Source organism: Streptomyces sp. NPDC051109, from assembly GCF_044455885.1.
Taxonomy (GTDB): domain Bacteria; phylum Actinomycetota; class Actinomycetes; order Streptomycetales; family Streptomycetaceae; genus Streptomyces.
On sequence record NZ_JBITFF010000018.1, the window covers coordinates 124,999 to 148,771 of the forward strand.

The 23,773-nt window shown below is 67.1% G+C and carries 20 protein-coding genes and 1 pseudogene; 12 read left to right on the forward strand and 9 right to left on the reverse strand.

Translation table 11 applies throughout. From position 1 onward, the window contains the following. Positions 1–50 precede the first annotated feature (50 nt). Entirely contained in the window at positions 51–653 is a 603-nt protein-coding gene (locus ACIBAD_RS28255) for a hypothetical protein (protein ID WP_398909343.1), read from the forward strand. Continuing rightward, positions 650–793, forward strand: a complete 144-nt coding sequence (locus tag ACIBAD_RS28260) for a hypothetical protein (RefSeq protein ID WP_398909345.1) — start codon at positions 650–652, stop codon at positions 791–793. Before ACIBAD_RS28255 ends, ACIBAD_RS28260 begins: the two co-directional genes overlap by 4 nt. Positions 794–966: 173 nt before the next feature. Here the strand turns inward: ACIBAD_RS28260 and ACIBAD_RS28265 are convergent, their stop codons facing one another. Beyond that, positions 967–1,194, reverse strand: coding sequence for a helix-turn-helix transcriptional regulator (locus ACIBAD_RS28265; protein WP_134076365.1), 228 nt, complete (start codon positions 1,192–1,194; stop codon positions 967–969). A 226-nt stretch (positions 1,195–1,420) separates the two neighbouring features. Between ACIBAD_RS28265 and ACIBAD_RS28270 the strand changes: the two genes are divergently transcribed. Both ACIBAD_RS28270 and ACIBAD_RS28275 read left to right on the forward strand, forming a co-directional pair. Next, positions 1,421–2,146: a methyltransferase domain-containing protein gene (locus ACIBAD_RS28270; protein ID WP_398909347.1), complete on the forward strand. Its 726-nt coding sequence runs from the start codon at positions 1,421–1,423 to the stop codon at positions 2,144–2,146. A 44-nt stretch (positions 2,147–2,190) separates the two neighbouring features. Further along, positions 2,191–2,394 (forward strand): cold-shock protein, encoded by a 204-nt coding sequence (locus ACIBAD_RS28275; RefSeq protein WP_134076367.1) that lies wholly within the window; start codon positions 2,191–2,193, stop codon positions 2,392–2,394. Positions 2,395–2,503: 109 nt separating this feature from the next. On the opposite strand, the gene ACIBAD_RS28280 is transcribed toward ACIBAD_RS28275, so the two are convergent. Together ACIBAD_RS28280 and ACIBAD_RS28285 are read right to left on the reverse strand one after the other, a co-directional pair. Next, a complete protein-coding gene (locus ACIBAD_RS28280; RefSeq protein ID WP_398909350.1) occupies positions 2,504–3,082 on the reverse strand; it encodes a hypothetical protein in 579 nt (192 codons plus the stop codon). Beyond that, positions 3,079–3,270: a hypothetical protein gene (locus ACIBAD_RS28285; protein WP_134076369.1), complete on the reverse strand. Its 192-nt coding sequence runs from the start codon at positions 3,268–3,270 to the stop codon at positions 3,079–3,081. Before ACIBAD_RS28285 ends, ACIBAD_RS28280 begins: the two co-directional genes overlap by 4 nt. A gap of 835 nt (positions 3,271–4,105) precedes the next feature. On the opposite strand from ACIBAD_RS28285, the gene ACIBAD_RS28290 reads away from it, so the two are divergent. The 6 genes from ACIBAD_RS28290 (at position 4,106) to ACIBAD_RS28315 (ending at position 9,021) form a co-directional block, all read left to right on the forward strand. Beyond that, positions 4,106–4,630 (forward strand): peptidylprolyl isomerase, encoded by a 525-nt coding sequence (locus ACIBAD_RS28290; RefSeq protein ID WP_208329177.1) that lies wholly within the window; start codon positions 4,106–4,108, stop codon positions 4,628–4,630. Between the two features lie 585 nt (positions 4,631–5,215). Continuing rightward, entirely contained in the window at positions 5,216–5,830 is a 615-nt protein-coding gene (locus ACIBAD_RS28295; protein WP_398909353.1) for a hypothetical protein, read from the forward strand. A 332-nt stretch (positions 5,831–6,162) separates the two neighbouring features. Next, positions 6,163–6,306, forward strand: coding sequence for a hypothetical protein (locus ACIBAD_RS28300; RefSeq protein ID WP_398909355.1), 144 nt, complete (start codon positions 6,163–6,165; stop codon positions 6,304–6,306). A 335-nt stretch (positions 6,307–6,641) separates the two neighbouring features. Then, positions 6,642–8,213, forward strand: a complete 1,572-nt coding sequence (locus ACIBAD_RS28305) for an alpha-L-arabinofuranosidase B (RefSeq protein WP_398909357.1) — start codon at positions 6,642–6,644, stop codon at positions 8,211–8,213. 264 nt (positions 8,214–8,477) lie between these two features. Beyond that, a complete protein-coding gene (locus ACIBAD_RS28310) occupies positions 8,478–8,621 on the forward strand; it encodes a hypothetical protein (protein WP_398909359.1) in 144 nt (47 codons plus the stop codon). 100 nt (positions 8,622–8,721) lie between these two features. Further along, a complete protein-coding gene (locus ACIBAD_RS28315) occupies positions 8,722–9,021 on the forward strand; it encodes a hypothetical protein (protein ID WP_398909361.1) in 300 nt (99 codons plus the stop codon). Between the two features lie 515 nt (positions 9,022–9,536). Here the strand turns inward: ACIBAD_RS28315 and ACIBAD_RS28320 are convergent. From ACIBAD_RS28320 to ACIBAD_RS28330, 3 genes are all read right to left on the reverse strand, one after another. Next, on the reverse strand, positions 9,537–9,824 hold the full coding sequence (locus tag ACIBAD_RS28320) for a hypothetical protein (protein WP_398909363.1): 288 nt from the start codon (positions 9,822–9,824) through the stop codon (positions 9,537–9,539). Further along, positions 9,797–10,381, reverse strand: a complete 585-nt coding sequence (locus ACIBAD_RS28325) for a hypothetical protein (RefSeq protein WP_398909365.1) — start codon at positions 10,379–10,381, stop codon at positions 9,797–9,799. The genes ACIBAD_RS28320 and ACIBAD_RS28325 overlap by 28 nt, the downstream gene beginning before the upstream one ends. Before the next feature lie 490 nt (positions 10,382–10,871). After that, on the reverse strand, positions 10,872–11,222 hold the full coding sequence (locus tag ACIBAD_RS28330; RefSeq protein WP_398909367.1) for a PIN domain-containing protein: 351 nt from the start codon (positions 11,220–11,222) through the stop codon (positions 10,872–10,874). Between ACIBAD_RS28330 and ACIBAD_RS28335 the strand changes: the two are divergent. Then, positions 11,206–12,003 (forward strand): annotated as a pseudogene (locus ACIBAD_RS28335) (transposase). The gene ACIBAD_RS28330 and the pseudogene ACIBAD_RS28335 sit on opposite strands and share 17 nt — an antisense overlap. A gap of 13 nt (positions 12,004–12,016) precedes the next feature. Here ACIBAD_RS28335 and ACIBAD_RS28340 read toward each other — a convergent pair. The 3 genes from ACIBAD_RS28340 to ACIBAD_RS28350 all read right to left on the reverse strand — a co-directional run bounded on the left by ACIBAD_RS28340 (position 12,017) and on the right by ACIBAD_RS28350 (position 16,871). Beyond that, a complete protein-coding gene (locus tag ACIBAD_RS28340; protein WP_398909369.1) occupies positions 12,017–12,844 on the reverse strand; it encodes a HEAT repeat domain-containing protein in 828 nt (275 codons plus the stop codon). A 417-nt stretch (positions 12,845–13,261) separates the two neighbouring features. Continuing rightward, positions 13,262–13,690, reverse strand: coding sequence for an adenylyltransferase/cytidyltransferase family protein (locus tag ACIBAD_RS28345; protein WP_398909371.1), 429 nt, complete (start codon positions 13,688–13,690; stop codon positions 13,262–13,264). Between the two features lie 85 nt (positions 13,691–13,775). Next, entirely contained in the window at positions 13,776–16,871 is a 3,096-nt protein-coding gene (locus ACIBAD_RS28350) for a VCBS repeat-containing protein (RefSeq protein ID WP_398909373.1), read from the reverse strand. 947 nt (positions 16,872–17,818) lie between these two features. Between ACIBAD_RS28350 and ACIBAD_RS28355 the strand changes: the two genes are divergently transcribed. Next, positions 17,819–23,557: an RHS repeat-associated core domain-containing protein gene (locus ACIBAD_RS28355; RefSeq protein ID WP_398909375.1), complete on the forward strand. Its 5,739-nt coding sequence runs from the start codon at positions 17,819–17,821 to the stop codon at positions 23,555–23,557. Positions 23,558–23,773: the final 216 nt, after the last annotated feature.

The window sequence follows — 23,773 nt, forward strand, 5'->3', positions numbered from 1 at the left end:
TGTTCTCGGGAGCGTACTTTCGCGGCTGGTCGGGGGGTGCCGGGTGCCCGATGCTGGTCGTACGGCCCGGGCAGGACGTCTGCGGGGCCGGCGTCTTGAACGAGGAGCGGGGGCGGCGCATGGACGGCGGCGGGACCATGGCGCCCTGGGCGGCGGCGCAGAGCGCGGTGCATCTCAGGGAGCTGGTGCTGTTCCTGTCGGTCCATCTGGACCGGGCGCCGGGTGTGCTGTGGCCCGAGTTCGAGCATCCGGCCCTGAGCGCCCCGGAGTGGTCGCAGGTGCTCGACGGGCTGGCCCTCGAACTAGGCCCGGGTGCGCACCTGGTGGCCCGGAGCGGCGGGACGGGGAATCCCGCCGCCCACCGGGTGGTCCATCAGGTCGAGGGGGCGGGGACGTGGCGCCTGTCCGGTGAGGAGGGCGCCCCGGGCGCGGACGGCTTCCAGTGCCGGTTGCGCTCGGGGGAGGTGCTGTACATCCCGGCCCGCTGGTCCTGGTCGGTGGAGCTGACGTCCGGAGGACGGTACGTGCTCACCGACCTGACGCCCAGGCCTCAGCCGCCCCAGGAGGTGTCGCACGGCTCCATCCGGCCGTCGCCGCCCGCCTCGAACTCCGTCCCGGTGAGGGAGGCGCCGGTCGACTGGAGCACGATGTGACCGCAGTCGATGTCGTCGGCGTACGCGGGAGCAGCGGGCTGGAGGGCCAGCAGGGCTGCGGCGGCGACGGCGGTGAGGAGCAGGGCGAGGCGCTTCGGCATGGTTTTCCCCAGGGACATTGCGGGGGCCCGCCCGCCTGAGCGGGCCCGGTGCGGTGTGTGGTGTGGCTGCGGTGCGTGGACCACACTGGCGCAGCCCGATGGCGTACGTACGGGAGCGGCCCCTTCACCAACGTGCGTGACCGCAAAGTGAAGGGTGCTCAGATTTCCGCAAATACCGGCAGAGTCAGGCAAAGCGAAGACTCTGCCGGGGCTCAGGAGACGTAACCGCGCTGGAGGGCGAAAACCGCGAGCTGGGTGCGGTTGGCCGTGCCGGTCTTGTCGCGCAGCCGGCGCAGGTGCGTGTCGACGGTGTGCGGGCTGATGCCCAGCCTCCGTCCGATACGGCAGTACGTCTCACCTCCCGCGAGCAGGACCAGGACCTGGCGCTCGCGGGGGGTCAGGGCGGGCTCACTGGCGGCGGCCTTCAGGGTGTCCGGCATCGGCTGGCTCCTCCTCGTCAACGGGACCCGGAAACGAGCCGTGGGGCCCGCCCGGGACACCTCCCACCCTGGGCCAGACTCAGGGGGTACGGCGACGGGGGAGCACCTCAGCAACCTGCCTGGCAGCAAAACGAGGAGCCGACAAACCGGACGGCCGATCGCCGACACCTGATGCGGGTTTGAAGCCGGGGAACGGCTGAGACGTGCCGGTGTTAGCTTCCTACCCGTGGTGGAGCATCAGGAAGAGACGAGGGCGGCCTACGACGGGGTCGTCGAGCTGTATGCCTCGATGTTCGCTGATCGTCTGGAGACGCGGCCGTTCGCGCGGGCCATGATCGCAAGCTTCGCCGAGCTGGTGCGCGAAACGGCGAACCCGCGGACGGCAGACGTCGGGTGCGGGCCCGGACACCTGACGGCCATGCTGCACGACCTGGGGCTGGACGCCTTCGGGCTCGACCTGTCCCCGGCCATGGTCGACCACGCCCGGCGGGCGCATCCGGGGCTGCGGTTCGACGAGGCGCGCATGGAGGCCCTGCCGGTCGGGGACGGCGTGCTCGGCGGTGTACTGGCCCACTACTCGATGATCCACACCCCACCCGCAGAGCTGCCCGCGCTGCTCGCCGAACAGGTCCGCGTACTGGCACCAGGAGGCCTGCTGCTGGTCTCGTTCTTCGCGACCGAGGCCCCGGACCCGGTCCGCTTCGACCACAAGGTGACGCCCGCCTACAGCTGGCCGGTGGACCGGTTCGCCGAGCTGCTGGCCGCATCCGGACTCGTCCCGTTCGCCCGTCTGATCCACGACCCGGCCTCCGAGCGAGGCTTCCTGGACGCCCACGTGCTGGCCCGCCTCCCAGGACGCCGGAACGAGCCAGGGCGGGCCGTGACGGATGCACGGGGTACGCCCGGACGGCCTAGTTTGCCGGACCGGGGAGAGGGGAGCTTCAGTCTGTGACTGGCGCGATCATGCGCCTGGCTCTTGATGCGGAAGGTTCGGGTATGGCTCAGGGGACTGTGAAGTGGTTCAACGCGGAGAAGGGGTTCGGGTTCATCGCGCCGGATGACGGGACTCCGGACGTGTTCGTTCATTTCTCCGCGATCGACAGCTCCGGCTACCGGTCGTTGGAGGAGAACCAGCGGGTGGAGTTCACCACGTCGCAAGGCCCCAAGGGTCCGCAAGCGGAGCAGGTCCGCCCCCTCTGACCCTCCTGCTGCCGGCCTTGGCCCCGCGTCAGCGGGGCTGTGGCCCGACGGAGCCGGAGGGCGTGGACAGCAGAGAGCGAAGCGGACACTCCAGTCGGTCAAGGTGGCATCACGACGCGGTTGCCGCTTCGAGGCTGCACTCCTTCTCGCCGAGCGCTGTCATGGCTTGTAGGAATTCCTGTCGGCTGGCGGTCTCCTTGGCGTCGGAGAGTACGTAGTAGCCGTCGATCGGTATCGGGTCAGGGAGCTCGACCTCCGCTCTCTTGAACAACCGGTCCACGTCCGCGAGCCATGCGTCGCCCGCTGCTTTCGCGGTCAACTGACGTTCCTTGAACGGTCCCGGCGTCGCCTGCCGCCATAGTGTGTCGAGCGCCCCCTGATATTCGGCGTAGGTGTTGCGGAGGGTCGCGAGGACCTTCTTCTTGTTGTAGGCCAGCCGGCCGCTCTCCCGGTCCGCGGGCGGGTCCCACTGGGAGGCCGCACGCAGCTGGCCGCAGGCCGCCACCACCTGCTGCTTGTACTTGGCGTCCGCGTCGGGGGCGGAGCCGCTGTTCACGCAGACGGTGGAGCCGCCCCGGTCGCCCTCGCAGGTGTTGGTGGTGCACGCGGTCAGGGGCGCGGCCAGCAGGACCAACGCGGTGAAGAGGGCCGCGAGGTGCCGGCCGCGCCGAGACACGACCACTGTCACCGGCCGGGGCCCTTGTCCGTGCCGGTGTTCGTGTTGGAGCACTGTTGGTGGGCGCTGTTGTCTGCCGTGCATGCGTTGCTGGACCCGCCCTTGGCTCCAGTGAGGGCTATCAGGGCGGCTATCAGGATGGCGGCCGCCCCGATAACGGCTGCGATGATCATGGCCTTCGGCTCACTCAGAAACGACACGGAAACTCCCGAATGTCGGCCACATGATGGAGAGGCGAGCCCGAGGCTGGCACAGCCCGCGCCTCTTGGCCAGCCTTCGCGCGCGGAGGACATGTGTGCTGGCCCAGGAGCCCCCAGAGCCCCCGAGAGCACGCCCGGAGAGTGCGGCCGGCGCCGCCCCCCACTCCATCCCGGGGGGCGTGATCCGGGCGGTGGCGAACTCCTCGACGAACGCCGTGCGGTGCCAGGACGTCTGAGACCCGCTCAGTCCCGCCGCCGCCGTTCCCCAGCGCACCTCATGGACTAGGCGAGGTCGCTGCGGACCCTCAAGGCAGCCCAACGCGGCTGGCTCTGACCGCCACCGGCCCCCCGGCCGCCCGCCGAGGCCGAGAAGGCGTACGCGGCGCTTCTTTGTCGGCCGCTTCGTCGGCGATGCAACCACGTCGGAGGCATCGGTTCGTCTCCTTCTGGGTCGGATGACCGTATGGGGGACAGGGTGGAGCCCCCACCCTCCTGGCTCGGGGACGTCGGCTGGAGGGCGAGGATGTCGGGGTTGGCCGTGCCGGCCTCCTGCCGTTGAGCATTCCCGTGGACCAACCCACGCCCTAGACTGCGACCGCTCCAAGACCTGGCGATCATCGGGAGGGCGTGCGAGATGAACCGAGTACTGATCAGCGCATTCGCGGCCGTGGCGTTAGTCGTGGCTGGGGGGAGTGTCGCCACCGCTTCCGACGGCGCTCCGCCGCGCACCACGCACGGCCCTTGCCAGTACACGCAGACCCCGGACGAGCCGCCGGCGCGCTCTGTTCCGCTACCGCCCGACCCGCGGCGCACCCCCAGTCGTGGCACGGTCGACATGGCTGTTCCGACCAGCCAGGGCCCGCTCCCGCTGCACTTGGACCGGGCCAAGGCGCCGTGCACGGTCCAGAGTTTCCTGCACCTGGCACGACATGGGTTCTACGACCGCACGGTGTGCCATCGTCTGACGGCGTATCCGACGCTGAAGGTCCTGCAGTGCGGCGACCCGACCGGCACCGGAGAGGGCGGGCCGGGGTACAAGTACAAGGACGAGCTGCCGGTGGACCTGCCGCCGGCACCGACCGACCCGACCGGCGCGCGCCGCCTCTACGGGCGCGGCCTGCTGGCGATGGCCAACGCCGGTCCGGACACCAACGGTTCACAGTTCTTCGTCGTTTACGGCGACTCCGCGCTGCGACCGAACTACACGGTTTTCGGCACGGTCGGCGCCGACGGCCTGACGACACTCGACAAAGCCGCCGCCGGAGGCATCGAGCCGACCGCGGAGGACCCGGCACCGGTCGACGGCACACCCGTGCTGCGGACCGAGCTGCTCAGCGTCCGGCCGTCCTGCAGGCATTGACGCACCGCGGCGTGGCCACGTCCTCGATGAACGTGCCAGGCGCCTGTGGCCGCCCCAGGCCGGCCCATGCCGGCCGGGTGAAGCGCTGGGTGCGGTGCGGAAGCGGAGGGCTCCGGACTACGGCCTGCGTGAGCTTCGTCCTCCGAGCTGACGCACTGCAGTTGAGCTGTCGCCATGCTTCTGCGTGCTGCGCAGGTTCAGGGTTTGCGATATGAGAGCACAGCGAGCCAGGGTGCTGCAAAGGTACCTCGATCCCAAAGTGAATCTAGCTTGGGAATTAAGCGTAAGCATAGAGACGGAACTGTTCCGGAAGTCGGAGTCTGAGGCACGGCTGTGACCGGGCGACCTTCACCCACGCGTGCTGATGAGGCGCCATCCGACGCGGTCGTCGCGGAATACCCAGGGGCAGAAGTAGCGGCGAGGACGTCGCGACCGGACAAGTCAGACCGACGGTCGGATGGAGGGGCAGCCGACCATCCGGAGTAACGTAGAAGACTAAATTCTGGGCCCTGCGGGCAGAGTGGGGGAATGGAAGAGGCTGTGAGGAGGCCGGCGAGGTCTCGTAGGAGGACACAATTCGAGGCCGTGCACAAGTGGTCTGCTACGGCTACTGCTGTCGTGGCCCTGGCTATTTCGTGCTTTAACTTCGCCGAGCTGCAGCGTCAGCCGGACGTCGAGCTGGCGCTTCCTCACCTCTTGCGTCTTGAGAAGCTCGGAAATGGTGTGCGTTTCTATGTCCAGCCGACGATGTCCACCAGAGTCAAGAGCGAGGATGTAGAAGTAGTCCGTGACGCGCGCCTACAGCTCACCCCAACTGCCTCCATCTCTCGTTCGAAGCATCCAGTCTTCTACTGGCGAGAGAGCGTCGTATGGTATTACGACCCATCCACGGATACGGTCAATAACCGCTGGAGTGGCGATCCGGCCCCTTTCATTGTTAGTCAGGATAAACCTCAACAGCCTTCATTCGAGTTCCGGGCTAACGATTGGATGTACCAGGCGGGCCGGTACGAAGGTTCTCTGGAGCTCATTCGTTCAGGGTCCCAAAAGCCCTTGGTTAAGAAGTTCTGTCTGATCATTTCCGAGGCCGCAGTCAATGAGCTGACAAATCCACAGCCACCCGATCAGACGATCCGCTTTTTCCGCAACGACCTCCCCAAGTACACCTCTTCCAGCTGCTTCCGAAGGGACACGGATTAAGCAACTTAACCCGCCCCACCCTCCGAATGCGACTGTGGCGATACCGGCCTGAGTCTTGTGCAGGAGGGTGCGGCAACCCCTGCGCCATCTCCTCCACGCGCACCCCTCTCCCGCTATCCGCCCGCGGAGCGGACTGGTCCTGGAGGCGGAGCCGGAAGGACAGGGGTAGGGGGTGAAACGGGGCCCGGACCCGCTACGAGACGCGTTCGGGGAGCGGTCACAGTAACCGCTCCCCGAACGGAAGCTCTGCGCGACCAGCCCGGCCGTCACGGCAGGTCCGTCGCCCACGGCCACCGGCGGATGTGCGGGCCTTCGGCTGGCTACCCACCGACGTGCACGACGACTACCCCGACACCGACACCGACACCGACACCGACGTCCCGGGCGCCCTGGTCCCTGCAGGGCCTGGCTATCGGGCCGCCGACTTGACGTTCGATGACGGCAAGGCCCTGCCGGCGCCGGCGCCCGGGACGTAGTGGACGAAGGCGAATCGGTTCGATGTCTTGACGTCATTCCGGAGTTCGTCGAAAGTGATGACCCCATCCGAACAGCATCGCGGTGAGCGGCGGTTAACCAAAATTGTTAGCGCTAACAAACGTGATGGCGGCACCAACGCCTCAGACTCCACGGCGCCGCGGCGCCAGGACAGCAGCCAGCCCCGCCGCCCCGGAGCTGACCAGCAGGCCGGCCGGAGACGTCCGAAGCCACACCGAACCCGGAGGCGTCGAATCACCCACACCGTCCGGCCGCCGCGGCGCGGTCGGGTCGTCGACGCTCACATCCAGCTCCACCCCCAGCGAAGGAGTCATTCATGATCGAGCAACCGTGGACCCGCCGCGTCAGACGCGCGCTCTTCGCGGCCGGTGGCACCGTCGCGCTCGCCGCCGGCCTGCTCAGCGCCACGGCCACGGCCACCGCCTCGCAGGCCGCAGGCCAGGGGCCGTGCGACATCTACGCCGCGGGCGGCACTCCCTGCGTTGCCGCGCACAGCACCACGCGCGCCCTGTACGCGGCGTACGACGGTCCGCTGTACCAGGTCAGGCGCGCCTCGGACAACACGGTCAAGGACATCGGCGTACTGAGCACCGGCGGATACGCCAACGCCGCCGCGCAAGACTCCTTCTGCGCCGGCACCAGCTGCGTCATCACCGTCATCTATGACGAGTCCGGAAAGGGCAATCACCTTGCCCAGGCGCCGAGGGGCCACTTTCCCGGGCCGGCGGCGGGTGGGAGCGACAACCTCGCCAACGCCTTCGAGGCGCCTGTCACCGCCGGCGGGCACAAGGCATACGGCGTCTACGTGGCCCCCGGCACCGGCTACCGGAACAACCACACCTCGGGCATCGCGACCGGCGACCAACCGGAGGGGATGTACGCGATCCTCGACGGCACCCACTTCAACGGCGGCTGCTGCTTCGACTACGGAAACGCCGAGACGACCGGCAACGACGACGGCAACGGCACCATGGAGGCCATCTACTTCGGCAACAACAAGGGCTGGGGCTACGGCAGCGGCAACGGCCCCTGGGTCATGGCCGACCTGGAGAACGGCCTGTTCTCAGGAGTGAACCAGCACTTCAACGCCAACGACCCGAGCGTCGACAACCGGTTCCTGACCGCCATGGTCAAGGGTGGCTCCAACCAGTGGGCCATCCGCGGCGGCAACGCCCAGTCGGGCCCCCTGTCCACCTACTACAGCGGCGTACGCCCCAACGTCCCAGGCTACAACCCGATGAAGAAGCAGGGCGCGATCATCCTCGGCATCGGCGGTGACAACAGCATCTCCGGCGCCGGCACCTTCTATGAAGGAGTCATGACCTCGGGCTACCCCTCGGACGCCACCGAGAACGCCGTGCAGGCCAACATCACCGCCGTCGGTTACAGCAGCGCCCCGACGGGCACCGGGACCCTCACCCCTGGCTCCCGGGTCTCCCTGCAGGCCACGACGGGGTGCTGCACCTCCCACTACCTGCGCCACGACGACGCCGACAACAAGGTCGTCATCTCCGCCATCAACTCCTCCAGCCCGGCCACCGACAAGGCCGACGCCACCTGGATCGTGCGGGCCGGCCTGGCCAACACCTCCTGTCTGACCTTCGAGTCCGCCAATGTTCCCGGCCGCTTCCTGCGCCACTATGCCTACGAGCTCAACGTGAGCGCCGATGACGGCGGCGGCGCGTTCGCACAGGACGCCACCTTCTGCCCCACCCCGGGCAACAGCGGGGTCGGCAACTCCTTCCGGTCCGTCAACTACCCGACGAAATACATCCGCCATTACAACTTCGCGGCCTACCTGGCCGGCAATGGCGGCTCCAACGCCTGGGACTCCACCTCCTCGTGGGCCCAGGACAGCAGTTGGCTCACCGCATCGCCCTGGAGCTGACGAGGCCCGGACTCGCGGTGAGAGTGGCGCTACATGTATGGCAATGGCCGGGCGCGTCAACGCTCCCGGCCATCGCCGGGTGGTCACCGGGGCCCATGATCGAGCAACCGGTCGGCTGGAGCGGTCCAACCGCATCCTGCGGTCAGTGCGGGCCGGCGGGGAGATGACGGCCACATATGGTCTGGAGATGGGCGGCGAAGGAGACGTCACGTTGACCTCGTCGGCGTTCACGCGACCAGTGGTCATGTCAAGCTGCTCAAGAAGGTGCCTGGCTTCGCCAAGGCCGTCGGCGGAAAGTTCAGCGACTTCCAGGCCTGGTACAACGGCCTGTCTTGGTACTGGAAGGCTCCGCTGGCCGCCATGAACGCCGCCGGCAATCTCTACACCATCTGGGAGATGTTCCACTGACGAACAAGCTGATCTCCGATTGATCGGAGGGAGTGCTGCAACTGCGGTTGCAGCACGCCCTTGCGGCACCTCATCCGCGAACCCGAGAGGACATGCGACGTTGAACACCTCCTCAGCCGTGCCGCGCGCCGGCCAAAGGGAGCAGAAGCCGGGATGGTTCCTGACTGCGACGCTCATCGGCGCACTGTCCCTGCTGCTCCGCCTCACTGACACCTGGTCATGGTGGACCTTTCTCTGGGTTCCCTTGCTCGGCTTTGCCGTCGGCTCCGCGACGTACGAGTGGCGACTGACAGCCCTCAGCCGGTGGCGTATGCCTCCCGTGGAGTGGGTGCTGCTGATCGTTGCGCACCTCGGCCTGGGCACATCACTGGCGGTCGTAGGAGGCTTCCTGCCCCGCTGATCACGGACTGTGGTGGTTGGCGCCACCCTCGGCGTGGTCTGTGGACATACATGGTGGCAGCCCTGCGAAGGAGCTCCGTCACACAGACCTTATGTCGACGCCCTTTGATGCATGCCGGGCTCGCGTGTCGAATCGTGAAGACCGTCCCACCCGTTCGCCCATCGTTCGAGTGCAGCTCTTTGAGCTGCCGCGACGCGCCGCGCGCCTGGGTTCTCCCAATGTCGCCGTTTCGTGGTAGCGGAGGGTTGATGCGCGGGCGCCCCAGTGCACCTTGCTTGCGAGCAAGGGTGCCTGCAACCATGCGAACCCTGGCACGGGCCTCACGGCCTGCGTGGAGGAAACCCTGATCGCTATTGGCTCCGACCACAGCATGAGCAGGGAAAACGCGGGCCGGTGTTGGCGCACGACCGCTCAAGAGCCGGTACCTGTTGCAGGTACCGGCTCTTCTCGTTCTCCGCGCCACGTCTTCCCCGGGCGGCGAGGCACCGGAGTTCGGAGCTGTACCTGCTGCCCGTTCAGCGACTGCCGGGGCTGAGCCGCGCGGCGGCCGCGGCGACGAAAACGGTGGCGGCCTCCTTGGCGGCGCGGCGCCGGTCGTCCAAGTCGGCCTGGTCGGTGGCCTTGCGCAGGGCGTAGGTGGCGTCTGCGGCGTGCTGGGCGGGTCCCGTCAGTTCGGGGACGAGGATCTGCAGGCGGATGTGGGGCGCGGTAATGGCGGTGCGGGTCTCGTGGGACCGGGTCTGCGCCTCCAGCTCCGGTTCCGGTCCGGCGCCGGTCAGGGTGACGTGCTCGCGGTGGAACATGGCCGACCGGTGGGCGTCGAGGGCGGCGGCGAACTCCGTGATCGTGGCGAGCTGGTCCTGGCGGTGGGCGTCGTCCCGTTGCTCGGCTCGCGCGGTGCGGGCTGAGCGGTGCTGGTGGGGTAGTTGGGTGCGCCGGTGTGGTGGGTGCCGTCGGCGGCGATGGCGGTACTGAGGTTGTCCGGGCAGGCCGCGCTGATCTTCACCAGGTGCTCGACGAGCAGCGGCGGGGCCTGCCCGCGGCCGCGGGTCTCCCCCTGCTCCTCCATCTCCTTCACGAGCTGCTCGAGCCGGTTGCGGGCCAGGCGGCCGACGCCGTCCTCCATCCGCACCCCGTGCTCGGCGCGGGCGGACACGACGGTGCCGGAGATCCGCCGGTCGATGGTCGACGGTGCGGTGCACGTCCCCGTCTTCCCCCGCGGGTTGGGTCCACAGCCACTCGACGAAAACATCACGAGCGTGCCCGGGGTGACGGCGAGCAGCACCAGGAGCCGCCGACACCGCCGGAGGGAAACGAACGTCCAGTGCGGGAGCGATGCTGGTTCAACATCGTTAGCCATACGGGTAACGCCATTTGAAACTCCCCGGGGCTCTTGCGGGGCGTGCTCAGCATGCTCCACGGCAGCCTGCACGCTCCCCGATGTGTGTAACGCGCCCATTCCTGCCCCCCCCAGGCATGGGCAGAACCTGGAACGCGGAAGGTGCGGCTGCTGTCGTACGACGCACGTACAGCATGTGGAGGGCGCTACCGGATCAGGACGCGGACCGGTTCGCTGAAGATCTGATCAAAGCGTTCATGGAAGTTCAGGGAGCGGAGGCGCCGGCAATCCGCCGGATTCGAGCCTGACTGCGGCATCCGGATGGAGCGCTGCCTGCCGCCCCCATCCAGTGACCCACTCCGGGTCCGCGCGCAACGGCGGGGCCGACGGGTCGAAGCCGAGGCACCGCGGTGAACGCGGGCCGAGCACGCCGCCACCCACCGGGCCATGTTGGGAATGCGGGAGTGCCCCGCCCCCAGAAGGGGGCGGGGCACTCCGGGATCGGCCAGGGTCAGCGGAAGAGGAGCACGGGGACGCGGATCTGTCCGTCCTTGTGCAGAAGCTCCCAGTACCCGTCCCCGGTCACGATCATGTGACCGAGGCGCTCGCCGACCGCAAGGCACTGCGCGTCGCCGAACGAGAGCGAGTCACGGCGGCGGTCCGGCGGGAGGTGCCACAGTTCGGCCGCCCGGATGGTGTCGGCCTCGGTGAAGGCCTCGACCTTCACACCGAGCTGGACCAGGTCGGCCTCCAGGTCTTCGATCGGACGCCGGTAGCCCCGGCGCCCGCACACACCCAACGCCTCGGCCATCGTCGGCGCGGGAATGACGACGTCGCCGCGACTGATGATCCGGTCGATCACCTCAGCCCCAGCTCGGGTGCCCGAGCTCTGGGCGGGGACGGATGCCGGCAAGGCCGCGCATCACTGCACGGTGATCGACACGGACGGAACGAAGGTGCTCTCGCGTCGGGTGCCCAACAACTAGCCGGAGCTCTTGGAGCTAATAGGCGACGTCCTGGCACTGGCCGAGGACGGCTCGGTGACCTGGGCTGTCGACCTGAACGCCGGCGGGGGCGCACTTCTGATCGCCCTCCTCACCAGCCATGGTCAGCGGCTGCTCTACATTCCTGGCCGAACTGCCCACCACGCCTCACGCGGCTAGCGCGGAGACGGCACGACCGACGCGAAGGATGCCTACGTCATCGCCGACCAGGCACGGATGCGTCGGGATCTGCAGCCCTTGCAGGAGTCGGACGAGATCGCGGTGGACCTGAAGATCCTCACCGGCCGCCGCTACGACCTCGCCGCAGACCGAACCCGCGCCATCAACCGCCTCGCTGGTGTCGCCGGCCTCGCTCCGGTCCCACGGGACTCCGGTCGCATCAGCGGCAACAACATGCGCTGGCCACACCGCTACCACCGCCGACTCTTGCGCGTCTTCTGTCTCTCCGCCCAGATCGCTGCCCGTTTCTGTCCTACGTCGAAGACCTTCTACGACTGCAAGCGAGCCGAGGGCAAGAGCCACAAGCAGGCGATCCTCGCGCTCGCCCGCCGACGCCTCGACGTTCTGTGGGCACTCATCCGCGACCAACGTCAATGGACAGCCCAGCCACCGCAACCGGACCTGGCTGGCGCCGCATGAAGCGCACGCCTCGTCAGCCGCGGAGGGGCTTGCGTTGACGTGCCTCGGTTGCCTGGTCACGAACGTACGGGTCAGCGTCTGCTGCCAGCTGGTCGAGTACGGCCGAGGTTGCGGGGTCTGCGGGCTCTAGGGAGGGATATCGGCCCAAGGTGATCGCGACCCAGGCTCGAACGCGGGGGTTGTCGTCGTTCGCAAGCAAGCGGATCTTCGGCAGGGCTCTGGGTTGCTGAAGGAACCCGAGGGAGCTGAGGGTGGAGATGCGCACCTGCGGGGAAGGGTCGTCCAGCAGGTTCAACAGCATGTCGATGGCCGCTGGCTCTGTCCCGTGGCTGCCGAGCGTGCCCACGACGACGCTGCGGACCCTTTCGTCCGAGTCCTGCGCAGCGTGGGCAAGCAGGTCGAGATCGGCTGGTTCGGGGACGAAGCCGAGCAGCCAGATTGCCGTCCTGCGAAGGTCCTCATCGTTGCCAACGGCGCACGGCAGGAGGATTTCGCGCGCGGCGGCCGGGTCCTCCTGCGCGAGTACATGGAGCCTCGTCGAGAGAGAGTCCTGGTCGTCACCCAGATTGCGGGAGTAGGCCCGCAACAGGGCGGCAAGGGACGTGCGGCCGGCGGTCTCGGCCAGAATCCGGGCGAGCACATGACGGGCGTACCAGTTGCCCGCCTCCACGGCTGCCGAGAGATGCCGTTCCAGGTGCGGAATCAGCTCCCCCCACCGGGCGGCTACGAGCTCCTCTTCGATTTCTGCAAGGTCGTCGAGGTCGCAGTCCGGATCCGTGAGTCCGGCCGCCAGCTCATCAAGGCGCAGGGTGAGATCATCCGCTGCCCGTTGGTCTTCCAATCCGTCCTCCTTGTGAACTTTCAGACCACACCGAACCCGGCACTGCGGGTCTCCCTGCGGCGGTCACGGAACGGATTGTCCAACAAGCCTCTGACAACGGCGTTCGTGGCAGCCACGCACTCAGCCGCTCAGACCCTCTCAACGTCCGCGCAGGTCTCCATAACCTTGACAAGAACGAGCGGGAATCAGTCAGACCTCCACGGAAAGTGAGCCAAAGTCACTTCTCGTGAGCATCCACGAGCCGACTGATGACCAACCGCTGCCGAAACCCGTGGACAAACGCTGCGGTTAGACGTGAACGAAGCCACCGTACTCAAGTGGGTGTTAGGCAACCTGGACGCGCATGTCTGGGGACCCTTGTCAGCCCCTGCACGGCCCGGAAGAGCCTGTGCAGGGGCTGACTGTATTGAAGAGCGGTCACCGCCGGGAGATGGCAAGTACATCGACGATGCGGCGCAGGCTGGTGCTCGAAACGTGTGCAGTGTAGGGGAGGTAGACGACGTCGACTCCGACGCTTGCGAAGTCCCGCTCCCATTGTTTGCCTCGGGGCGTCCCTTTCCAGTCGTCACCCTTGAAGAGGCGATGGAAGCCGATCTGCCGCCAGGCTTCCATCTTCTCCAGCGTGGTGTCGACTACGGCCTCGTCCACGTACGCGATGGCACGGACGATTTCAAGACGCTCGGGGAGCGGGACAACAGGGGCGTGACCCTTGTGGCCTGCAGCCGCGTCAGTGAGGACCCCGGCAACGAGGTGGTCGCAGTGCGATCGGGCTTGTCTGAGGAGGTTGAGGTGGCCGACGTGGAAGAGGTCGAACACTCCGGATGCGTACCCGATGATCTTGGACATGTGATTGGGGTTTCCTGTGGTGCGAGAAAGGGAGGGGGTCCGGGGCTACGAGAACGCGGCAGGCCCCGGCCCCGTGCCCGGGTTGTCAGCTGAGGCGCTGGTAGCCGGCGAAGTCCGTCGCGGCGACGGTGAAGGCGCTCGTGGGCTGGGTGAAGTTGGTCAGGAAGCGGAGATTTCCCGAGGCGGGCGTGGTGACCCAGTATCCGATCTTCCCCAGGCTGCTGGCCGCGGGAGCCGCGGTGATCAGCGGAGCCGCTTCGATGCTCCAATTGAGGTGCGCGGCGTACTGGCCGCGGTGGGCCGGGTCAGCCATGCCCGCGCCGGTCTTGTCGCCGCCCCAGTAGACGAAGAGCTTGCCGATGCCGGCGGACTCGAAGCGGACGCCGAGATCGTTGCGCCCGTTACTGTCGAAGTCCCCGACGGCCATGAGCGTGACTTCGCTGAGGGAGGTGGAGCCGGCCCCGATCGGGTCGTTCGGCCCGGCGAGCAGCAGCGGATCACGGGTGGAGTCGAGCCGGTTGCCGGGAGCGCCGTAGTAGAGCCACAGGTTGGTGCCGTCGTTCACGACCAGGTCAGGATAGCCGGGGACGTCGGGAGTGCCGTTGCCGTCCGTGTCGAGCGGGCCATCGATGTCACCGATGGCGAGGATCTGCTTGACCCCGTTCTTCCAGTGGTTGTTGGCCTGGTTGTAGACCGAGAGCTCGGTGCGGGGGTGTGCGGGGCAGCTGGTGGCGCAGACGCCGCCGCTTCCGTCGTTCTCGTATAGCCACAAGCGCTGGGTGCCGGAAGCAGTGTCCTTCTGGAGTGCGATGAGGTCGACGAATGCGTCGCCTGTCCAGTCGTCGTAGTGGGTGATCTGTGCACCGCTCCAGTCGCCTGCGGCTGCAGGTTCTGCTGCTTTGGTGAGGCTGCCGTCCGAGGCTCCGAAGTGGCGGGTCAGCTGACCTGAGCCGCTGATCGCCCACAGGTCTGCGCCGCCGCTGCCGTTGATGTCACGCGGCTTGTCGGGCACGGTCAGGCCATTGGCGTAGAAGAGGTAGACCTGCTGATCGGAGATGTTGTCGGCCTTGTCCCGGCTGGCCGCGTAGAGGCGATTGGCTCCGACGACCGTGGGAGTGATCTTCGCAGTGGCACTGCCACCGAGGGCGGTGGGTGAGACGAACCGGTGCGTGGTGTCAGTGTCGGTCCAGTACTCGTACCGGGTCACGTCTTCAACGCCGTTGGCGGCGAAGGTGAACGTGCCCGCTGTACGGATCTGGGCGGTGTTAAGCGGCCACCCACCGGATCCGCTGGGAAACTGGGCGGAGCTCACGGAAGGCGGGTTGGACGGACGGTGGGAGTCGAACAGGAACCCGCAGGTCCCGCTGGGTGCCCAGGCGCTTGTGGTGATTCCGTCGCCGGCCTGGACCGACCAGCGGAAGACGCCCTTGGCAAGGGCCTCCTTCGCCTCCAAGGTGGCTTTGGGGATTTTGAGTGCGGCGACGGTACCCGACGTCGCCGCGACCGTTTGGTCGACGATGATCCCGCCCCAGCCGGTGTCGTTGTCGCCCCACAGGCGGAACTGCGCGTTCACGGTGCCGCCGTCGTCATCCGAGACCAAGGCGGTCAGGTAGACGTCGGTGTCCCCGACCAGACCGAAGGGTGCCGTCGTCTTGCATCCCGTGCTCGGAACCGTGTCCAGAGAGGTGGGAGTGTTGGGCGCAGTGTTGTAGGTCGTGGACATCACGGCCGTGCGCGCATCGAAGCGCTTGTAGGCGTAGGCGTCGCTCTCGTTGCCGGCGCGAAGGCCGAGGGTGAGCGCGTTCCACCGGTACGCAATGGCGTCTCGGGCGCCGGCGGTGACGTCGAACGCGAGGTTGCCGCCTGGACAGGAAGAGCTCCAGCCCTTCGACTCGTTGACGCTGGACAGGTACATCTCCCAGTTGGGCTGCCTGTTCCACGTGGTGGAGGAACTGATGCCGCCGGTGCGCCAGACGTCGACCGATCGAGCCTGGCAGGAGTAGGAGTAGCTGTTCTGGATGCGGAAGACCGAGCTGGTGATGGTCTTGTTGGTGTCCCAGAGGTTGTTGGTGTCCATTTGGAAGAACGCTCGGGACAGCGTGTCGCCCGGCGAGCCGACCCGGGCGTAGTCGGTGACACTGTCGCCGTCGCCCTCCTGCCAGCCGTTGCCGTTGTAGAAGGACCCGTTCGGGTACTGGTTGCTGACCATCGCCCAGGCCTCGCGGGCTCCGGATACCGCAGGGTCGATATAGACGGGGTAGGTGGTCCCCGCCCCTTTCAGTACCTCGGGGTTCGGAGTCAGTGTGAGTTCGCCGCCGCCGACCTTCACCGCCATCGAGGAGTCACGGGCGCCGGGCGGAGCCTCGAACTCATTTTGTGATGGTGCCAGAGCGGGGGCCGACTTCGCGCCGAGCGCGGCGGCCGACGGCTGTGGGGTGCTGTCCCACATCAGCGGGGTGGGGGCGGTGAACACCTCGTGGCCGGCGGGGTCGGTGGCTCGCATGTTGCCACCGTCGTCGGTACGGACGTTCAGCCCCTTCGTGGTTAACGGGAACTTGACGATGGCGAGATCGGGGAGGGCCGCGGCTTTGGCCGTGCGGACGACGAGCAGTTGGCTGAACCCGGCCGTGCCCGCACGTAGCTTCAGGTCAACATCCGGAAGGACGTTCGCATAGGTGATGCTGTCGCCCTCGACGGTCGGCTTCGGGAGCGGCTTCGGCCAGCTCCAGGACATGCTGCGGCCGTCGCGCTCCACCGACACCAGGGGCCCGGTGCCACCGCCGGAGAAGGCTACTTTGACGGCGGCGACCCGAGGTGACAGGGAGCCGTCGCTGTTCGTTTTCAGTCGGGTGTCGAACCGGAGCAGCTTGCCGTCCTGCCGGACGAACTGGGCCACCGCGAAGCTGTCGCGGGTGAAGGAGCCGTCCGGATTGGCAAAGGTCTGAGCCCTTTCGCTGCGCTGGGAGAGGACCTCCACTCGCTGGCCAGTGGCCGCGGCCGAGGCGACAGCGCGAGCTTCTTCCTTCTGTGGGGCCGCAGGCCGTTCGGTTGCAGTAGCCGCTGAACCCGGTATGGCGCAGAAGGCCGGAGCGAGCACGGCTGCGACCGAGATGATCGTCAGGCCGAGCGTTTGGCGGCGATTTCCGCCCCCTCGCAAGGGCTGCTTGGATTTGTTTGCCACTAGATTCCCTTTCGCAAATCTTATTTCGATTTGTGTGGAAAGGAATCCGCCCGCAATGGATGGCTTCGTTTTGATGCGGATCCCCCCGATGGCAGTAGGAGCTGCCGGATTGCTAGCCGTTTTAAAGCGGCGTTGCTTCCCCCACGTGACCGCACTTCCTCCCCGACGGCCTTGCAGGGGCGTGGTGCACGTCCTGGTCTGGCGGACATGAACCTTCGAAGGGGCAATGTAGCCCGGCTCCTGCTGTTTCGGCGACCAGGTTCTGTCGGATGGGGGCCTGCTGGGTGGACGTCGCGATCGGGGTTGCTGCGCGCTGCGAGACGTGTAGTTGTCGCGCCACGCCGATCGTTCTGGTGATCGGAATTGGCTGGATTTATCTGGATGTAAAAGGCTGATATTCGGACAGATGGGTCATCTGGATAGGGATTCTCGCGTACCTGTCGGCCGGATTGGTGTGAGGTGAAGGGGCTTTGAGGTCTACTCCTGTCGGTGGGCGATGCTATTGTCCGAAAATTCGTGCGATCTCTGGGGGGATATCCATGGTTCGAAGTGGGCGCGCGCCGGTGGTGCGCAAAAAGATCTGGTTCAAAGCGATTGGTGTTTTGCTGACGAGCTTTCTGTTTGCTGGGCTCTTAGGTGCACCGATGGCTGCTGCCGCACAACTTGCGCTGGCGAAACTGGAAAAGCCGGATCCCGTACCGGTGGAGCGCGTGCCCTCCAGAGCGGTGGACTCGCCCAAGCCTTCGAAGGGGAAGCCGCGTACTGTCCCGGCCAAGGCCCCGGATGTGACCTGGCCTCAGCCCGGAACCACAAGGCAGCCGCTTGGCGCACCTAAGACGTCGTTGCTCAAAGGAGCCCAGACATCGCCTGCTGCCGGAGGCTTCGGCGCCGGCCCGGTCCGCGTCTCCAAGAGCAGTCACACGGTTGGCGCCGGGGACCAGGTCCAGGTGCGCGTCCTCGACCGCAAGGCGACCCGGGACCTCGGGGTAGAGGGCGTGGTCCTGGCGGTCCAGCCGCAGCAGAACGCGGGTGACGTCAGGGTCGAGCTGGACTACCAGGGCTTCCGTCACGCCTACGGTGGTGACTGGGCGTCAAGGCTGCACCTTCGTGAACTCCCGGCCTGTGCCCAGACGACACCTCAGGCTCCGGGCTGTGCGGTTTCCCGGGAACTTCCCACCACCAACGACGCGGCCTCCGCCACGCTCGCGGCTACGGTTCCGCTCCAGGCCTCGGGGGCCCCGACCCTGCTGGCCGCCACCGCCGCAGCAGCCGGGTCCGCAGGCGACTTCAAGGCGACCTCGCTCGCACCATCCGGTGCCTGGGCAGCCGGCGGCTCCAATGGCGGATTCACCTGGAACTACGACATCGCCACCCCCGACGTACCGGGTGACGTCGGCCCCAAACTCCAACTGGGTTACAGCTCCCAGTCCATCGACGGACGCACCGCCACCACCAACAACCAGGCCAACGCCTTTGGCGACGGCTGGTCGATGGAGCCGGGCTACATCGAGCGCCAGTACGCCTCGTGCACCGACGACAAGGCGGGCAGCAACAACACCACGGCCAAGGTCGGCGACCGTTGCTGGAAGACGGACAACGCCGTCATCAATCTCGGAGGCCGCACCAACCAGCTGATCCGCGACACGGCCACCGGCGCCTGGCACCTGGAGTCCGACGACGGTACCCAGATCGTCCGGATCAACAGCACCACCAACAACAACGGCGACAACGACGGCGAGCACTGGAAGGTCACCACCCCCGACGGGACGCAGTACTTCTTCGGCCTCAACCGTCCACCCGGCTGGACCGCGGGAAAGGAGGAGACCCGCTCCACTTGGACCGTTCCGGTCTTCGGTAACCACTCCGGCGAACCCTGCTACAAGAGCGCCTTCAAGGACGCATGGTGCCAGCAGGCCTGGCGGTGGAACCTCGATGCCGTGGTCGACCCGCACGGCGACGCCATGACCTACTACTGGGCCGAAGAGACCAACAACTACGGCCGCAACGTCGACCCGAACACGGGGAAGGCAACCGCTACCAGCTACGACCGCAGCGGCTACCTCAAGCGCATCGAGTACGGCCTGCGCTCCGACAACCACTACGCCCAGCCCACGGCCAAGGTCGACTTCACCTACGCCGAACGCTGCCTCAGCGACTGCGGCACTTTCGACGCGGCCCACGCCAAGAACTGGCCCGACGTTCCGTTCGACCAGTACTGCGCCAACGGCAGCGAGTGCAAGAACCTCTACTCGCCCTCATTCTGGACCAAGGTGCGCCTGACGAAGATCGACACCGCGGTCTTCTCCGGCGGCGCTTTCAAGCCGGTCGACTCCTGGTCCCTCACCCACCAGTTCCCGCCGACCGGTGACAGTCTCAGCTCCCCGCTCTGGCTGGCCTCGATCACCCGTACCGGCTACACCGGCACCGGCGAGACCTCTCTCCCTGCCGTCACCTTCCAGGGCCGGACCCTGCCCAACCGCGTTGAGGGCGCCACCACCGGAGGAAGCCCGGATCCGGTCCCGGCGATGTGGCGATACCGCGTCTACGGAATCACCACCGAGACCGGCGGCACCCTCGGCATCACCTACTCGCCGCAGGACTGCAAGGCTGGCGACGTCCCGTCACCGGCGTCCAACACCCGCCGCTGCTACCCGGTCAAGTGGTCCCCGCCAGACGCACCCCAAGCCAACTACGAGCCCTACCTGGACTGGTTCCACTCGTACGTGGTCACCCAGATCCTGGAGAGCGACAACACCGGCGGCGCTCCCGCCAAGGAGACCGACTACGCCTACCTCGACGGCATGGCATGGGCCATGGCCAAGGACGACGAGTTCACCGAGGCCAAGCACCTCACCTACAGCGACCGCAAGGGCTACGCCCGAGTCCAGGTCCGTACCGGTGCAGCCCCCGACAAGGCCACGCTGAAGGAGTACCGCTACTTCCGGGGCATCGACGGATCCACCGTCAAGGACGGCACCGGCAAGGCTGTCGCCGACAACCAGGCCTTCGCAGGCATGACCAGGGAGGAAGCCACCTACGACGGTGACGGCGGCCCCCTGAAGACCGCGACCAGCTTCGAGCCCGGACTCTCCGCGCCCACTGCGATCCAGAAGCGCTCCGAGGGACTGCCGGACCGCCAGGCTCTCAGCACCGCGGGCAAGGTCGAGCAGACCCGTACCGCAGTCGGCTCTGGATGGCGCACCACCGAGACGGTCCGCACCTTCGACAACTTCGGCCACGTCCTGACCGAGTCCCGCCTCGGCGATACGGCGCTGACCGGCGATGAGGAGTGCACCACCACCACCTACGTGGCCAACACTGCCCTGAATCTCATCGCACTGCCGGCCGAGATCAAGACCGTTGCCAAGCCGTGCGGGACCACGCCGTCCCTGCCGAACGACCTCATCTCCACCGAGCGTCGCTACTACGACGGCGCCAGCACGCTCACGGCCGCCCCGACCAAGGGAGATGTCACCCGGCTGGAGGAGCAGGACGCTGCCGGAACCGGCTTCCTGACCACGGCCCAGCACACGTACGACCAGTACGGCCGGGAGCTGACCGAGACCGACGCCCTCGGGAACACGACCACCACGGCCTACACCCCGGCCACCGGCGCGCCGCCCGCCTCCCAGACCGTGACCAACGCGCTCCAGCACACTGCGACCACCGAGTACGACCCCCTCCGGGGCATCGCCCTCGCCAAGGCGGACGCCAACGGCAAGCGCACCGAGGCGGTCTACGACGGCCTCGGCCGCACCCTCAAGGTGTGGCAGCCGGGCTGGTCCAAGGCCGACCATGCCACCCAGCCCTCGGCCGAATACGCGTACAAGATCTCCCAGACCGAGGCCAACGCCGTCACCACCAAGGCCCTCCAACAGGACGGCACCTACCGCACCACGTTCAGCCTCTACGACGGTCTGCTGCGCACCCGCCAGACGCAGGCACCTGCCACCGGCACGGCGAACAGCGTCCTGACCGAGACCCACTACGACACCCGGGGTTGGGCCTGGAAGAGCTACGGCAGCTACTACGCCGCCGTCGCCCCTTCCGCCACCCTCTACACGGCGACCTCCGTCAACCAGATCCCGTCCGCCGCACAGAACCTCTTCGACGGAACGGGCCGGGTCACCGACGCCCTCTCCCTGAAGAAGGGCACCGAGCAGTGGCGCACGGTCACCCAGTACGACGGTGACCGCACCACGGTCATACCGCCCAAGGGCGGCACCGCGTCCACCACGATCACGGACGCCCAGGGCCGCAAGACCGAACTGCGGCAGTACACCGATGCTGCGCGCACCGCCTACCAGTCGACGAAGTACGCCTACGGCAAGTACGACGAGCCGGCCACTGTCACCGACCCCGCCGGCAACATCTGGACCTACACCTTCGACAACCGCGGCCAGCAGGTTGCCGTCAACGACCCCGACAAGGGGCTGACCAGCCTCACCTATGACGACGAGGGGCGCGCTACCTCGGCCAAGGACGCTCGCGGCATCACCCTCACCACCGTCTACGACAAGCTCGGCCGGAAGACCGCCGTCAAGAACGGCAGCACCACCCTGACCGACTGGACCTACGACACCGTCGCCAAGGGGCAGCTCAGCTCCACCACCCGCTATGACGGCGGCGCTGCCTACACCACCAGTACCAACGGGTACACCGATCGCTACCAGCCCACGTCCAGCACTTTGACGGTTCCCTCGGCAGCTGGCCCCCTGGCAGGCACCTACTCCTGGAGCTACGGCTACGACGAGGAGACCGGGGCGCTGGAATGGACCCTCAACCCGGCCGTCGGTGACGTGCCCAGTGAGCGTGTGACCACGGTGTTCGTCGACGGACGTCTGCCGTACAAGACGACCGCCGGTGCCCTGACGCTGGTCAACTCCACCCAGTACGACACCTTCGACCGCCCCACCCGTACCGAGTTCGGCGCAACCCTGGGCAAGAAGGTCTACAAGACTCAGACCTACGACGAGCACACGGGGCGGCCCACGGGTCAGACCGTGGACCGTGACATGGCGCCGCAACGGGTCGACGACACCACCTGGACCTACGATCCGGCCGGGAACATCACCGGTACGACCACGGTCAGCGGCCAGGACGCCGACGCCTCGACCGACCGACAGTGCTTCACCAACGACGTACTCGGGCGCCTGACCTCGGCGTGGACTGCCAAGACCGACTGCGCGTCCGCCCCGGCCACCGGAACCGTCGGCGGCCCGGATGCCTACTGGCTCTCCTACGGCTACGACAAGCTGGGCAACCGCACCACCCAAACCGACCAGCTCGCCGGCGCTGCCACTACGTACACCCACCCGGCCCCCAATACGGGCCTCCCCCATGGTGTCCAGCAGGCGACCGTCACGGGCGGCCCCGAGAACGGCCGCACGTCGACCTTCAAGTACGACGAGGTCGGCAACACGACCCAGCGCGTCATCGGCACGAAGACCCAGGACCTCACCTGGGACACCGAAGGCCACCTCAACACCCTCGTCGAAGCGGGCAAGACCACCAGCTACCTCTACGACAGTGACGGCGACCGGCTCGTGGCCAAGAACCCGGACGGCAGCAGCATCCTCTCCCTGCCGAACGGCGACGAGCTCAAGGCGTCGGCGACCGGAGCCAAGACAGGCACCCGCTACTACACCCACGCCGGCCAGACCGTCGCGGTCCGCGCCGGATCCGAGGTCTCCTACCTCATCTCCGATCACCAGGGCACGGCGATGACGGCGATCGCTCTGACCACGCTCGCCGTCACCCGCCGCAAGCAGCTTCCGTTCGGCGAACTCCGCACCAGCCAGTCCTCAGCCTTCGGGCCCCGCGGCTTCGTCGGCGGCACCAATGACCCCACCGGCCTCACCCACCTCGGAGCCCGCGAGTACGACCCCACCCTGGGCCGCTTCCTCTCCGTCGACCCCGTCATCGACATCGGCGACCCCGCCCAGATGAACGCCTACAGCTACGCCCACAACAACCCGGTCACCAAGTCGGACCCCGACGGCCTCCGCCCCGACGGCCCGGCCGGCGGCGCCTCGTACAACGATGCACGCTGGGCAAATGACCGTGGTATGAGCGCCGGCTACACCTACAAGAGCGGCACCTGGATCTGGCATCAGAGTCCGCGCAAGGACTACGACTCTCAACAGCGGTATCGGGCCTACCGGGCAAACCCGGCTCACTACAAGGTCTATCACTACAATGCGAAAGCCGTAGCGCAAGCCAAGGCGAAAGCCGTCCAACGTGCGACAGACAGTAAGAAGAGCTGGTGGGAGAAACATAAGAGCGCTATAATCCATCAGGCCATCAACTTCGGTGTCGCATTTATTGCGGGTACTGCCGCTATTGCGATATGTGCTGGTACGGCGGGACTTGGGTGCATCGTCGCGGGTGCGGTAGTGGGGGCGATGGTTGGAACTCCGGCCCATCTGATTGCAGATAAGGCGATGGGTCATGAGACAACAGGCGGGGAAGCAGTCGGGTACCTTGTCAAATCGGCGTCCAGTGGAGCCTTCCAAGGCGCCTTCCGGTACAAGAATGAGGGGAGGAGTCCTCTCGTTGTCGGCGGACTCTTGGCCTGGAGAGGGGCCACGGCTGCCGGTCGTGGGATCAGTCAGGGAGTGAGTGCCGCCGGCCGGGGCGCCTCACGAGCCGTGGCGTCCGTGAGGCGCGGATATAGCGGAGGCTGAGGAAATTGCAATTCATACGGGAAGTCTCTTCGGCTGTTTGGCTTGCGCCAGCCCACCGAGAGGGTTTCTATGCCAGCGCGAGCACGCCTCTTGGTCGGGTCTCCTTGGCTCGGGGCCCAGGCGATCGCAGCAATCCTGAGTCCGCCGCCGACGCATGGGAGGACTGGGTCCTTTCTCTTGCGGGGGGTCCTAGATTGAATGTCTGCGGACTTGCAT